11 protein-coding genes, 1 pseudogene and 1 riboswitch are annotated in these 14196 nt (G+C 42.1%); of the genes and pseudogenes, 5 read left to right on the top strand and 7 right to left on the bottom strand.

Annotation, left to right across the window (positions count from 1 at the left end; genetic code table 11):
- Positions 1 to 54 precede the first annotated feature (54 nt).
- The 5 genes and pseudogenes from ACX4JR_RS06670 to ACX4JR_RS06650 form a co-directional block, all read right to left on the bottom strand.
- Positions 55 to 708 (bottom strand): hypothetical protein, encoded by a 654-nt coding sequence (locus ACX4JR_RS06670; protein WP_476060238.1) that lies wholly within the window; start codon positions 706 to 708, stop codon positions 55 to 57.
- A 462-nt stretch (positions 709 to 1170) separates the two neighbouring features.
- A complete protein-coding gene (locus tag ACX4JR_RS06665; RefSeq protein WP_476060237.1) occupies positions 1171 to 3000 on the bottom strand; it encodes a thiamine pyrophosphate-binding protein in 1830 nt (609 codons plus the stop codon).
- Positions 3001 to 3182: 182 nt separating this feature from the next.
- Positions 3183 to 4925, bottom strand: a complete 1743-nt coding sequence (locus ACX4JR_RS06660) for a sigma-54-dependent Fis family transcriptional regulator (protein ID WP_476060236.1) — start codon at positions 4923 to 4925, stop codon at positions 3183 to 3185.
- A 458-nt stretch (positions 4926 to 5383) separates the two neighbouring features.
- Positions 5384 to 5644 (bottom strand): annotated as a pseudogene (locus ACX4JR_RS06655) (IS4 family transposase); the annotation flags it as partial.
- 103 nt (positions 5645 to 5747) lie between these two features.
- Positions 5748 to 5948, bottom strand: coding sequence for a hypothetical protein (locus tag ACX4JR_RS06650; RefSeq protein WP_476060235.1), 201 nt, complete (start codon positions 5946 to 5948; stop codon positions 5748 to 5750).
- Between the two features lie 212 nt (positions 5949 to 6160).
- On the opposite strand from ACX4JR_RS06650, the gene ACX4JR_RS06645 reads away from it, so the two are divergent.
- On the top strand, positions 6161 to 7054 hold the full coding sequence (locus ACX4JR_RS06645; RefSeq protein ID WP_476060234.1) for a hypothetical protein: 894 nt from the start codon (positions 6161 to 6163) through the stop codon (positions 7052 to 7054).
- Between the two features lie 419 nt (positions 7055 to 7473).
- Positions 7474 to 8217: a Mut7-C RNAse domain-containing protein gene (locus ACX4JR_RS06640; protein ID WP_476060233.1), complete on the top strand. Its 744-nt coding sequence runs from the start codon at positions 7474 to 7476 to the stop codon at positions 8215 to 8217.
- A 598-nt stretch (positions 8218 to 8815) separates the two neighbouring features.
- On the opposite strand, the gene ACX4JR_RS06635 is transcribed toward ACX4JR_RS06640, so the two are convergent.
- The gene (locus tag ACX4JR_RS06635; protein WP_476060232.1) at positions 8816 to 9181 is read right to left on the bottom strand and encodes a PocR ligand-binding domain-containing protein; all 366 of its coding nucleotides are present in this window, start codon (positions 9179 to 9181) and stop codon (positions 8816 to 8818) included.
- Positions 9182 to 9425: 244 nt separating this feature from the next.
- Positions 9426 to 11429, bottom strand: a complete 2004-nt coding sequence (locus tag ACX4JR_RS06630) for a methyl-accepting chemotaxis protein (protein WP_476060231.1) — start codon at positions 11427 to 11429, stop codon at positions 9426 to 9428.
- A 226-nt stretch (positions 11430 to 11655) separates the two neighbouring features.
- Positions 11656 to 11738, bottom strand: a riboswitch (cyclic di-GMP riboswitch).
- A 220-nt stretch (positions 11739 to 11958) separates the two neighbouring features.
- Between ACX4JR_RS06630 and ACX4JR_RS06625 the strand changes: the two genes are divergently transcribed.
- From ACX4JR_RS06625 to ACX4JR_RS06615, 3 genes are all read left to right on the top strand, one after another.
- Positions 11959 to 12213 carry a hypothetical protein gene (locus ACX4JR_RS06625; protein WP_476060230.1) on the top strand — a complete coding sequence of 85 codons (255 nt, stop codon included), beginning with the start codon at positions 11959 to 11961 and terminating at the stop codon, positions 12211 to 12213.
- A gap of 132 nt (positions 12214 to 12345) precedes the next feature.
- Entirely contained in the window at positions 12346 to 12660 is a 315-nt protein-coding gene (locus ACX4JR_RS06620; RefSeq protein ID WP_476060229.1) for a hypothetical protein, read from the top strand.
- Entirely contained in the window at positions 12585 to 14177 is a 1593-nt protein-coding gene (locus ACX4JR_RS06615) for a recombinase family protein (RefSeq protein ID WP_476060228.1), read from the top strand. Before ACX4JR_RS06620 ends, ACX4JR_RS06615 begins: the two co-directional genes overlap by 76 nt.
- The last annotated feature ends 19 nt before the right edge of the window (positions 14178 to 14196 follow it).

The following is a 14196-nucleotide window of genomic DNA, read 5'->3' as shown; positions in this document are numbered from 1 at the left end:
ACGAAAATATACAGAAAGTTTTGGCACAAATAGCATATACTCAAAAAATTTTACTTACCCCTCCGTACGCATAATACCCTGTTTCATTAGACCAAGAGCAAATTTCTTGCTGGGAGCAACCCGGATGCCAAACTTTTCCCGCAAATACCAATCAAAATAGGGAAATATCCCGCTGGGAACAATATTTATCTTTGTCCCTGTGGTTAAATTATAGTAAGCTACATGTTTGAGCCAGGGTGACTTTATTATCAGCGGGGCTATACAAGAAAGCACATTTGACTCCCATATTCCCAAATTCAAGTAATAATCACCCTGAGGAGGTTCAATTAAAGTAGGTATTAATGTTGCTTTCAAACAATGAAGCTTGTCCCCATAATGTACTTTCAGTATTCCGTGATTTTCTTGTTGCCAGTCTAATTCAGGCATTTCCTGCAGGCAATATTCCTGAAAACCTGCTAATAATTCATTTAAATTAATATTAGGGGTACAGGGAACTTTCTGCTTTTCTACCAGTTTTTTAAGGTTGTGGGCCACCTGTAAACTAACTTCGGGTGAGACATAATAAATCCCTTCATCTTCTCTTTTTAAATACCCCCGATCTATCAACTCTTGGATGTCCTGGCTAAAATTTCCTTGGACAAAAATGATTTTATATAATTTTTGTAAATCACTTAAATATATCCTTTTTCTAGGAGCCTTTGATATCATACTATTAATTATTTCTAATAAACCCAGTATACCGAGCCTTTGTTGCTCAAAATAACAAGACAATTGATTGTATACAAGGTCATCCACTTGTCAACTTCACTCCTTTCGCAAGTCCGTGTCAAGATTCAGTAGGTATCTCTTCAAAAAATTTTATCGTATAAGACCTCACCTTTTAGAGGCGGCGGCCTTAACAGCCATCCCGCATGTAATATAGTTTCAGTACCGACGGGGCGGCTCCGGGGAACATGCTACATACTTTAGCAAGTCCCGTCGGTTTGTACATTTTATCACATGCGGGGCCCCGGCTGCCAACTTTACCCTCCGGCGAGGCAGCGATCCCCGTCCAGTTTTCCCCAAAATAACGGCCCCTTTCGCAAATCTCCTAAAAAAGGAGAGGACTTCACTTCCTCTCCTTTTATTTTAGACAAACCGGTTGCTAATTTTAACCTATTATTTTATTGCTTAATCGCTCTCTTTTATTATTTTTCTTTTTCCAAATACAGGTTCGGCAGGAGGAATTGGGGGCATTTGCCATGTGCTGGTAAGAGGCACTGCCGTATCACGATTGATAACTACATCTAAAACCGTAGGCTTGCCAGAATTAAGGGCTTGCTCATAAGCGGGACCAAAATCTCCAGGTTTTTCAATGCGCAGGCCTTCGCCTCCCATAGACCTAGCCATGGCAGCAAAATCTGGGTTCCAGAGTTCACCAGTTTCAACTTTGCGGAAACTGGTGCCGATTTCTCTTCCGTCCAGGTAGAAACGCTGCAAATCACGAATTGCGCCAATAGCATAGTTATTAAGAATGACCCACACGACAGGTAAGTTATATTCAACAGCGGTTGCTACCGCATGAGGCATCATCATGAAGCCTCCATCGCTACAAACATTAACGCAAGGGCACTCAGGCCGAGCCAGTTTTGCCCCCAGGACGCCACAAACTCCAAACCCCATAGCAGCAAATCCCCCGGAAGTAAAATGAGTATATGGCTGGCGGGTATTCCAATACTGCCCTATCCATGGCTGGTTGTTACCTACATCTGAAAACAAAATTGTATTCGACGGTGATATTCTATTCATATCTCCAATAACGCGACGAGGATCAATTGGTACTTCATCACTATTAAGATAAGGTGTTATAAAGTCTTGCCATTCTTTTCTAAATTTATTTATTTCATTAATCCATGGAGTATCTCCCCTGGCTTCTGTCTTTTTCTCAGCAATCTCTAGCATTTGTTGTAATACAGCCTTAATATCTCCTACAATACCTATTTCAACAGGATAGTTGCGACCAATTTCGGAAATGTCGATATCAACTTGAATTAACTTGGTAGGAGGAATATTATAAGTAAAGCCGGGAAGCCATGAACCAGTATGAAGGTCGGAAAATCTGCACCCCAGAGCCAGAATAACATCGGCATTACGTGCCGCTTCCACTGCCGGATAAGTCCCCCAGCATCCTGCTACACCAAGATAAAGAGGATCTTCTTCGGACATAGCCCCTTTGCCCATGAGAGAGCAATAAACAGGGATATTCAAGTGTTTGGCCAAACGCCTTAGTTCTTCAGTAGCTCCAGAAACCATTACTCCTCCGCCGGCCAAAATTAAGGGTCTCTTGGCAGACAGTAATAGTTCCAGTCCCTTGGTTATGGCCTCAGGATCCCCTCCCGTACGCCAGTTTACGGGGCGAGACCACTTTTGGGGCTCAGGAATCTCGACTTTGGCTGTTTTAATATAGAGATCATAAGGAATGTCGATGTGTACGGGCCCCGGTCTTCCGGTAGTCATCAGCTTAAATGCTTTCGGTAAAAACTTGGCAAGATCCTCCACTCTGTGGGCTTGCCAACTATGTTTGGTATAGGGCCTTAAAACTGAAGGAAAATCCGCAGGGTAATAGCGATATGGCTCTTGTAAAGCTCCAGTATCAAACTGGTCGGTAGTCACTTGCCCGGTAACTATCAAAAAAGCCGAAGAATCATAGAAGGCTGTAGCCGCGGCAATGGCCAAATTAGCAGGCCCTGGCCCCGTTGACGCGAAAACAGGCAAGGGTTTCTTGGTTATACGGAAATAAGCATCAGCCATAAAGCCAGCTGCCTGCTCAATTCTAGGCCAAATTAACTTAATTTTATCCGTGCGGTCATAAATACCATCCAGAAGACCGATTGCTCCGTGACCTGCATATCCCAAGAGGTAAGGCACATTTTCTCTAATAAGGTATTCGGCTATTAAATCACATCCCCTTATTTTACCAACCTCTTCAGCCGGCATTATCATGGTTTTATCTGTAACCATGTACTCCCCCCTTATGTTTTTTTAACAAGAGGGGAAGCAAAAAATCTGCCAAAACAGATAATGGTGATAACCGCATTTAAAGCCGTTAACAAGTACCTGTAAAAAAATTTTCGAGATATAAGTTGTTTCACTCTAAAACAAACAAAAAATGTTAAAATATTTTCACTATTCTTTATAATGTTTCACCTTGAAACATTGTGTTTAGAATTGGCACATATATTACTAAGATTATATTTCTTTATTTTTCTATAAAGGGTAGTTCTTCCTATACCTAAAAATTTAGAAGCCTTACTTATGTTCCCGTTTGCTGCCAGTAAAGATCTTCTAATAGCATCTTTTTCCTTTTCCTTTAAAGAAAGAGAATTATCTATTGGCAAGTCTTCAGGCTTAGTTTTCTTAAGTAACGATTTGACGGTACTCGGTTTAATAACGTCATTGGTATGAAGGTAAGCAAGTTGCTGTATGAAATTACCCAATTCCCGCACATTACCATACCATTTTTGTTCTTGGAGGATATTTAAAGCCTGGGGTGAAAAAGAAAGGTTTTTCCCTAATTTTTTGTTCAATATTTGTAAAAAGTGTTCGGCCAGATAAGGAATATCTTCGGGACGTTCTCTCAAGGGAGGAATAAAGATTGGAAACTCATTTAAACGGTAAAATAAATCATGCCTGAAGTTTCTCTGTTCTATTTCTTTAGAAAGGTCTTTGTTGGTAGCAGCGATAATTCTGATGTTAACGGGTATTAAACTTTTACCCCCAATCCGCATTACAGCTCGCTCCTGGATTACTCTTAGCAGGGCTGCTTGCATGTCAAGAGGCATGTCTCCCACTTCATCGAGAAAAAGAGTCCCTCCATCCGCCAGTTCAAATTTTCCAGGGGAACCTTGACTCCTGGCTCCGGTAAAGGCTCCTCCGGTATAACCAAACATTTCACTACTGATTAACTCTTTTGGTATGGCGGCACAGTTTATGGCAATGAAAGGACCGTTTTGCCTTAAACTAGCACTATGAATGGCCTGAGCAAAAAGTTCTTTACCGGTGCCGCTTTCTCCAATAATTAATACAGTAAGATTATTGGAAGAAGCCAATTTGGCAACTTCAATGGTCTTCATCATAGTTTTGCTTTTCGTCAAAATGTCATGAAAGGTAAAAAGTCTTCTCGGAACATCCATCGAGTGAATCTGACGCTGCATCGTTCTCAATTCTTTTAGTGTAATCACTGCTCCCACAATTTTCTTGTTATCCTGGACAAAAGGCTTGACAGTTACCGTACAATGGAATTTTTTACCAGCATAGTTCAGCCAAACATCGTTACCTACTATATCTATTCCCTTTTGAAGAACGTCTTGAAGTTTAAACTGGGTTACGAGAGGTTCCGGAAGCAAATTGTTCTGAACAGTTCCTAACTCCAGGTTGAACATTCTGGCAGCAATTGAATTAATGTAAGTAATTTGCATTTGCCGATTTACGGAAATAACCCCGTCGGACATAGTTTCCAAAACTGTTTTTAAATATTTGTTATTAACTACAAAGTTATTGGCAAATTGTTGCGTTTTCAACTGCTGTTCAATTGTCTGGGCCGCGGCTACTACCATTCCTAAAGTATGAGGATGTATTTTTTCATAATGACCGGACATATTTAAGACACCAATCAAATTACCTTGGGGGTCCATTATGGGAGATGCCGAACATGTCCACTCATGGAGGGGTTGGCAATAGTGTTCAGCTGAATATACTTGAACAGGAGATTTTATCTTCAAAGCAAGGCCAATAGCTGTAGTCCCCATAAAGGCTTCTGACCAATCAACGCCAGGAACGAGATTAATGCTATTCGCATTATTTAAAACATCCTGGTCACCCAGTACTTCTAAAAGAATACCTTTTTCATTACAAATAGTTACCACAAAACCGGAACCAATTACCAAGTTATAAAGGGATTCCATGTAGGGTTTGGCTATATTAATCAATTTTCTCTTTGCATTAATAACCCTAGTTAATTCTTCACCTGATATTTTTTTAACGTGAAGCTTAAATGGATTTACTTTAAACTTATGACATCTTATTCCAGGACTCGGCAACAAGTGGCCTAATACGCCTATCTGGGGGTATTTTCTTGTTTTCTATAAAAAACCTCCAGGCCTTAAAGAGGTCTTGCTTTTCTTGCTTTTTGGCGGACTCCATCTTATCCCTCCCAGGACGGTAAGGTAAATAATATCTTTGTACAAATTCATTAGCGTTGCATAAAAATTACCTTTCTAACTTCAAGCCCATGAATGCAAGCATAAACTATACAGGATTTATGGTGTATACAAGTAGCAGCCTTTTTCTGCATACAGACATAGGTAGCCCTTATCCACATTTTGACAACACTAACTTAATTAAATTAAATTAACGGGTCATAGATCAGATCATCTAAATGTTCCGCTTCGCCTGTCATCACCTGCCTTAATGTAACCTCAAAAGTTTGGTTATGATTAATCCTTCGCCGGCCTTTCGAACTGTGTTTAACCTTTGGATAAAGCTTTTTAGCGAATTCAGTAAATGGTTCATAAAGGCAGGTATCCAGCAACCTCTTAATTTTCAGCAGCAGCCCTTTATAGCCCGTTTTAAGCTTAAGTAGTACCAGCAAACAGTAGGTAATTAAAACCTGGTTTGATAAGCGACGGGCGCAGAAAGACCGGACTTTGGGTTAGATATGCTACAATTGACGATAATTGCAATTATGTTTCTTTGAATGGAACCATGCGTTAACCAAAATTAATATTCGGACCACCAAAAAGTATACCAGCTATCAGTAAAAGTCTAAAAGCTTGCCAATATGTAATTTTTTTCAGGTTGAAAACCTGCGGCATGGTAATATTCCATAGCCACTGAAAAAGCCAAGCTGCAAGGAATAATAGACAAATACCAAAGACGATTAAGCCCAAAATATTTGCTGGAAGACCCAAGATATCACTTCCTCCTCTCTATTATTGGGGGATATTCTAATTCTACCAGAATACCAGGATTAATTATACCCTAACTGTATCAGTCGCATTTCAAAGACATTAAGCAGCATGCTTAAAATACATTACAACTTTTCACATTAAGGAAACATTTCTTACAGAAAAATGTTTAAATAGAATAATAAATGATATTTTTACTAAGGATGGGGAAATAGATGTTTAAAGAAAAAAAAGTTTTATTACCAATTATCCTATTGGTGAGCATCCTGGTCATAAACTGGCTTATTTGGTCCAATACCAGGCATTTGCAACAGCAGGTCAACCATCTGCAGGGAGAACTAAATAGTCTACACTCGGAGGTAGGAAATATCAGGGGAACTATGCAGAGCATAAAAGAAGATGCCCGTTGGTGGACTCCTATAGAAGTAGAATTTATGGATGTAGACAGGGAAAAAGCTCTTACGAAAATTAGTTGGTATTTAAGGGAATATCGGGAAGGTAGCAAGGTAATGCTTAATTATCAACCGGTAGGGAAAGAAGATTATACAGAAGTTGTTGCTGAAGAAGAATCCAAAGGCTATTTTTCCGTAGTTTTACCTGTTAAAGTTCCACTGGAACCTATCTTTGATATTCGCCTGGGAAGAGCTACAAAAAAAGAACCTCAAATAGCCAGAAATCTGAAAGAGGTACGTGTCACGGAACCCAAACCCAACCTTAAGTATTACATTTCAGTGCAGGATGGGGAAACGATACGTACTAGCGAAATACGCACACTGGACTTAAGCAAACTGAGTTTCAAACTGTTTAATCCCCTGAATTTATGGGTAAATTTTAATAGCAACAATAAAATTGCTGCAAATGTGCATGAATATAAAGCAGGCAATCCTCGCTATGAAATTAATGAAATGTACTTGGAAACCAGGAAAGGGAAAAAACAAGTGCTGGAAAAATGGCCCTTTAAGCCTGTTCAGATTCAAAAGGCTTATGAACAAGAAAGCATTAAAATATACGATGTGCAAGCAACTCCTTCCAAAGCTTATGATTCGTTATATTGGGTTATCAAATACTCTGAGGGGCTGTTAGTGGAAAAAGAAATTCCACAGGTATAAATTATGATCGATCATTACACTCTTTCTCGATTCTGAAATTAGGTGGGTGATACTCCGGGTACGGTTTTCAACCGCCTGCTCAAAAAAACTGTGTTTTTCCCCAGTGTAAATACACAGTCACCCTCTTTGCACAGTGATTTTTAGGATCTTACCTTAAGGCGTCAATACCTGGGACATTTTCATCACCTCCGGCACTTTTTTCTTCGACAAATATGCGGTTGCTTTCTTTCTGGGAGGTCTCCACAATATCCGGTGCGGGAAATTTAGATGCCAATTAAAAAGGAAAAAATACTTTCAATCACGATCCATTTTTAGTATGATTTATCTTGATATGGTTCGACCAGGGGGATTGCAGTAACCCAAGTAAGTTCAACTTAAGTTTTACACAAACTTAAGCCAAAGTATTGAGAGGGATTAAAATGAATTGTGCTTGGTTTCGATTTTATGCCGAACTTAATGACTTGTTGAAACCGGCGCAACGGAAAGTTTCCTTCGCTTACTGTTTTTGGGGACAGCCCGCAGTCAAGGATCTGATTGAGTCACTTGGTGTCCCCCACACCGAGGTGGACCTTGTCCTTATAAACGGACAACCAGTAGACCTTTCCCGTCATGTGAGGGATGGCGACCGTATCAGCGTATACCCGGCATTTAAAACAATTGATATTGCCCCCTTGCGGTACAGATGCCCGGTACCACCATCCGAAGTTCGATTTATCCTTGATGCCCACCTGGGTCGGCTAGCGTCCTATCTGCGCATGACGGGGTTTGATGCGCTATATAGCAATGAGTATCAGGATGCAGAACTGGTCCAGTTTTCGATGCAAGAACACAGGGTTTTGCTAACCCGAAGTCGCGGCCTGCTAAAGCGTGGAGAAGTTACGCATGGCTATTTGGTACGGGAAAACGAGCCTAAGTCCCAGTTGGTAGAGGTGTTAAACAGATTTAATTTGTTCCATGCAATTAAACCATTTCGGCGATGCATACCCTGTAATGGATTATTAAAACAGATACCTAAGAAAGAGGTGGAAGACCGGTTGCCACCCAGAACCCGGGAATATTATCAGATTTTTTACATCTGCTCCAATTGCGGTCGTATCTACTGGCCTGGGTCGCATTATGAACGCATGAAAAAATTTATTCAGGAGATCCAAAGTATTAGGTGATGTGCTAGAATAATGTACACGCAGCACACACAAGCAATTACCGGAGCTGGGCTAGGGCCCAGCTCTTTTGGTCGCTGTGAGTGTCCCCGGGACAAGGCATATGAAGCATTAAGGAAAGTACCGGTCTCTGCCTGGCCGGGGTATTTCTCTGGGGTACCAAGCTAGCACCGATGCTTTTTATTGGACTTTTCCCGGGTCGTGCAGACTACCTTGCTTGCGGCCCGGAGATAACCAGCTGCAACTGCAGCCGTTAAACATCCCGGAAAACTTGTTGCGTATTTGGGCACACACCGCTCCGGGCACTTTTGGATAAAACTCTATGGGCCCCGGGCCAGAGTACGTCCTGCCCGGCAAGTTAACGACACTTTTATCCCGGCTAGCATATAACCGCACACCGGGCTAACCTTTCTTGTCATCCGAAGTCGGCCCAGAGTGCGGCTAACTTATGGGTTCCGATTTGCGGGTCACCCTCAAAAAACTCCAAACGAAATTGCTGGAAACTACAGCCCGGCATACTTCCCGGCTTCATTCACCAGGCCGTCGGCTGCACCCGTAGACCGCCAAGCCTGGAAGGTCGCCCTTCCACCGGCTGTGTATTTCATACAGATGCCGGCGGACGCAGGGCTACGTTGCCGCCCAGCACCACGGCTACGATCTCTCCACCCACCTGCAGGGGAACCGCCATATGCACCAGCCCGGCACGGCAGGTGTGAAGAACCTCCTCTCCTGCAGCTACAGCAGCCTTCACAGAGGCCGCGTGCGAAGCTGCACACCTTGCCCGCGCTTCCGGATTGCTGTCAAGCAGGGCGTAGAAAGAACACAGGTTAGAGGGTTCGGTCAGCGGATGGCCGCCCGGGTACGCAACCATAACCGCCAGTCCCAGGGCCCGGCTCATACTCTTTAAAAGTTCCTGTAAACCTATCTGTTTGAGCTCTTGATAGAACACCGGCTTTCCCTTCATCATGTGCGCTCAGCCACCCCTTCTTCTAAATTCTCATTTTTATTTAGCCCAAGCCTAGCCCCAACCGGGCCCATATATCAGATTGAACAACCTGCAACCGCTTTTGATGCCAGAGCAATCTGCAAAACAATTCTCTTTATTTCAAGGCGGACGAGCTTCACCTGAACCTGCTGTAATTTCAAGCTTCAACTTTTAGCTGCTAATCCAATTACTCACAAGTTTCTTTTTTCCAATAAAAGCTTTTTGTTCATTTTTTCTTTTGAGGCTGGTCTCTTTTATCGGGTATTGATGCAAGTTGTTCATCATCCACTTTGAACTGTGCTGCCATTTTTTGCAACTCTTCTGCCATTTGGGTTAACATTTCGGTTGAAGACGCAACTTCTTCCATGGCAGCAACAGACTCTTCCGTAGTACTGGTTACGTTTTGAACAGCAGAAGAAACTTGTTCTGTACCTGCTGCAATTTCATCAATATGGCTAGCAAGCTCTTTAATTTTGCTAATAATTTCACCAAAAGAACGACCTACTTCATCTACAACTTTAACCCCTTCCTGTACTTCTTTTGCTCCCTGATTCATTACTTCAGTCGCGTTTTTGGACTCAATCTGGATATTGCCGATGAGTTCCTGAATTTCCTGTGCTGCTGTCGCCGACTGCTCGGCCAATTTCCGTACTTCTTCGGCAACCACGGTAAATCCGCGACCCTGCTCTCCGGCACGGGCAGCTTCAATGGCTGCATTTAAGGCCAAAAGGTTAGTTTGATCGGCAATATTAGTAATTGTGTCAACGATAACTCCTATTTTTTCCGACATTTCATTAAGGTTACTAATTGCCTGTGCCACGTTTTGAGCCGAATCGCTTATATTCTTCATTTGTCTGGTTATCTTTTCCAAGCCTTCTTGCCCTTTCCCTGCTTCGCTTGATGTTCTCTTGGCAGCCTCTCGCATTGATTTGGCATTCTGGGCTACCTGCTCTACAGTGGAAGCAACTTCTGCCATGGTTGAAGACGTCTCATTAGCACCGGCGGAAGTTTCTTCGGCATTTGCAGAAAGCTGCTGCGCAGACGACGCCAGGGAATCGGACTTATCTCTGAGAGTGACAGCCACATTCTTAAGATTATTAACCATATTGTTGAAGGCATTAGCAAGCTGGCCGATTTCATCATACCGGTTCATAATAATTTTAACAGTCAGGTCTCCCGTAGCAACCTTAGCAGCAACGCCTGCCAGTTCTTCTACCGGCCTTGCTATGCCGCGTGCAATAAAGTAACTAAGTAACGCTATAGCAATAGCAAAAATAATGGTGATTAGCACTATGGAGCTTTTCATCTTGTATACGCCTGCAAAGGCTTCAGCCTCATCGATTTCTACTATTAATCCGGCAGGCTTATCTCCAAGCTTAATAACTCCCAGGTTCCCCAGCACCTCATTACCAAGATAATCCAGATAAACGGCCTGTACACCAAATTTATAATCCCCGGCCTGGATAGCAGAAGAAAGAAGTTTTACTGCTTTAGTATCTATAGTTTTTTTCAAAGCAGCACCTTCCTTATATTCACCCAGTCTGGTATTGGTTAGGAGCATGCCATTGGCATCAATCAAGTAGGAATCACCAGATTTTCCCAGTTTTTCAACTCCCACATGAACAAGGTCATCTATCTGTTTTCCTGAAAACACTAAATTAACAGTTCCAACGATTTCTCCAGAATTACCCTTACTTTTAATCGGTGAAGATACAACCATAATATTGTCATTTATAACATCTAAGTAAAACAGGGAAGACCAGTTTAATTTTCCTTCCAGAGATTGTTGTATATAGTCACTGGTTGATACGTCAGTCCCTTCAATTTCTTTTCTGGTACTGAATACCACTTTTCCCTGCGGGGTAGTTACAAAAATAAAAAAGTAACCATATTCCTCAACAACTTTATAACAAAATTGTTCAAGTATGGATTTTCTTTCAACCCAACGAGAATCAGTCGTATCCCAGTCTGCTTCTTTTAAGATATTCATACTCTGATAAATATCGCGGGAATTAGCTATAAGCTGGCAATCACCTTCTCTTTCGGCGAAGTAATCATTTAATTGTGTAACTGTTAAGCTCAAGAACAAGTTATTGGCGTCGAAGGCTTCCCGTCGTATGTTGTCACTGGCATTGCGAAAATTTAAAATACCGATAAAAATGGTAGGTACTAAACCTATCAACAAAAACAAAGCAATTAGCTTAACTTTTAAACTTAATCTTTTAAACATATTACGCACCTTCCTTATCTATGTATTAAATATGTTTATCAAGCTGCACAGTCAAAAAGCTGATTAAAATTTTTTAAATATGGATTTTAATCAGCTTGAGGCCGTGCAAAACCGAAGAAAGCCCGACCCGGACACCGCACATATGCACCATACCAACTCTTTAGAAAACACATGACGAAATAGGCAGCCAAAGGCTGCCTATCAAAGAAACAAATAACTAATCCTTCTCGGCAGCCTGGCAATCATAGCTTGTGCCTTAGACCCATGGCTTTGCGCCCCACCCTTTCGAGTGGTTTGCCCTTTTCAGGATTTTGCATTACTTTACAGATAAGCACTCTACTAACTTTTAAAATAACACTTCAGGAACGTTCGCGTCCAAAGCACATCAGCTCAAAAAAGAAAGATACTTATCACCTCCCTAAAAGAATTATTTACAAAAACAAAGCGCAGAAACCTGGAAATATTGCATAATATTTCCAGGTTTCTGCGCCAGCTAAAATAAAGTAATATCCTCTTATTACTTTATTTATTGTTGGTTGGTTGGTTGGTTGGTTGGTTGGTTGGTTGGTTGGTTGGTTGGTTGGTTGGTTGGTTGGTTGGTTGGTTGGTTGGTTGGTTGGTTGGTTGGTTGGTTGGTTGGTTGGTTGGTTGGTTGGTTGGTTGCAAAAAACATGCCAAATGCCCCCTCGAAATTTTTATGAAATATTCATACCCATCCATATGGGATTACCAAGCTAATTGGAAATTGAAGTTAAGGGTATCCGATATTTTTTTATTAATATAAACAAAATTTATGCTTGTCAATCGTTAAAAATCCCTGAAAATTAAAGGAAAATCCTATTCATACAAGAAAAATTTCATATAATTAGGGATAAAGGCAGTCTTTGCCCAAATTTCTAAAATGAGGGAGGTTAAAATGAAAGAGAAGGATATTACAGAATATGGTAAAATTTGTTTGTTAAATTCAATTAAGGTGGTGATTGACGGGTTGGTAGTTGATAGACTTCAAGGGTTCGCAAAATTTACAAGGAGGACTTATAGCCCCTCTAAAGTTTCTATCGACTCCAGCGGTTTCATAGCCCTTATTCACCGGCATGACACAAAACATGAAAAAACAGCTCAATATTACAACAATGATGTAAAGGGTGAAAGTGATTGCGGGCCGCGATTTACTGTCGCGTCTCCACAAGGGAACAGGCTGAATCCGGTTATTCCATTCCCGACCAGCTGAAAAAATGTCGCGAAAAGGCTAGGGAACTGGGCGCTACGGTAATCAAAGAATTCGTGGATAACGAGTCCGGGGCATTCCTCGAGCGGCCGGGGCTGGAAAAACTAAGGCACGCTCTGAAACAGAAATGCTTTGATGTTGTTATAACCAAGAGCCCGGACCGTCTTTCCAGAAATATTACCCATCAGCTTATCCTGACTGAGGAAATACTTAAATCGGGCGCTCAGTTAAAATTTCTGACTTTCGACTGGCAAAATACACCCGAAGGCCGGCTGCTGATGAATATGCAGGGCGTAATTTCCGATTACGAGAGAGAAGTAATCCGGGAGCGCACCATGATGGGCCGCAGGGCAAAGGTTCTGGCCGGGAAAATTCCACTGAATAGCCACGTATACGGCTACTCTTATGATAAAGAGCAAAGCAAGTATATTATTAATGAAGAGGAAGCCAAAGTGGTTCGTAAAATCTTCCACTGGTTTCTCTACGGTGATGAAATTCGCGGTCCTATGGGCGGAGTAGCCATTGCAAAGAAACTGGCTCAACTGGGAATAAAACCGCCCCGCCGGGCCGGGGATTCGTGGGCCAAGGCTACTGTCTACAAGATACTAAAAAACCCTATTTATACGGGCACGGCTTATTTCTACCGCGAAAGAAAAAGGAAAATCGGCCCACACACCATTGAGGTAACCAAAAGACCTGAAAGTGAGTGGCTGGCGGTACCGGTTCCCCCGATTATTGGCCAGGGAACCTTTGACGCAGCTCAGCGAAAACTGCAGAAAAATTTCCATAACAGCCGGCGCAATACTAAACATAAGTATCTTTTACAGGGATTGGTATTCTGTGCTCACTGTGGACGCCGCTTGGCCATCAACCCTGAGCGGGTACGCAACAATAAAAAGGTACCGGCATATTATGTTTGTCCCAAAGACAAACCTAACGAGCGCAGGTTTTACATTGCCAACAACAGTTGTGAAAGTGCTAAGTGTCCTGCCAGAACCATACCCGTCCATGTGATTGAAAAGGAGGTCTGGTCATTTATCAGCGGTTTAATCAGTTGTGATGAAAAGGCTATGCGTAAGGAAATAGAAAAAATCTACAACGGCAGAAGCAAAGCCAAATTCGTTGACGGCAGGCTAATCCTGGAAGAGCTGGCACGTGAAGAGAATAATTTGCTCAACAAACGTAAAAAAATAACCAAATGGTTCCGGGAAGAACTAATAAGCGAACTGGAAGCCGAAAAGGAATTGAAGGAAATAAAAATTAAACTGCTTGAACTTAAAGAGAAACGGTTGAGACTGCAGCAAGAACTGGCCAGCACCGGTACTGGTAAGGACGTGGTAGACAGTATAGTTAAGCAACTGCAATCCATAAGTGACCCGAAAACCCTGGCTTTTGATGAAAAAAGAGAACTCCTAACCGGTGTCTTAAACGGGATTTATGTCCGGCGCACGGACAACGCCCGGGGCTACGGGGCGTCCACCAAGATTCAGCTGGATATACGCCTGGATCTCAAGTGCTGAGCGGCCTGCAGGAAGAATA

The organism is Desulfofundulus sp. JL263-se, from assembly GCF_056316025.1.
The sequence above is the reverse complement of the archived record's forward strand: the minus strand, read 5'-3'. Positions and strand labels throughout refer to the sequence as shown.

Coding starts and splice junctions, on each gene's coding strand:
- ACX4JR_RS06670 (WP_476060238.1), bottom strand. CDS start 708: ATGATATCAAAGGCTCCTAGAAAAAGGATATATTTAAGTGATTTACAA.
- ACX4JR_RS06630 (WP_476060231.1), bottom strand. CDS start 11,429: ATGTTTAAAAGATTAAGTTTAAAAGTTAAGCTAATTGCTTTGTTTTTG.
- ACX4JR_RS06640 (WP_476060233.1), top strand. CDS start 7,474: ATGAATTGTGCTTGGTTTCGATTTTATGCCGAACTTAATGACTTGTTG.
- ACX4JR_RS06645 (WP_476060234.1), top strand. CDS start 6,161: ATGTTTAAAGAAAAAAAAGTTTTATTACCAATTATCCTATTGGTGAGC.
- ACX4JR_RS06665 (WP_476060237.1), bottom strand. CDS start 3,000: ATGGTTACAGATAAAACCATGATAATGCCGGCTGAAGAGGTTGGTAAA.
- ACX4JR_RS06620 (WP_476060229.1), top strand. CDS start 12,346: ATGAAAGAGAAGGATATTACAGAATATGGTAAAATTTGTTTGTTAAAT.
- ACX4JR_RS06635 (WP_476060232.1), bottom strand. CDS start 9,181: ATGATGAAGGGAAAGCCGGTGTTCTATCAAGAGCTCAAACAGATAGGT.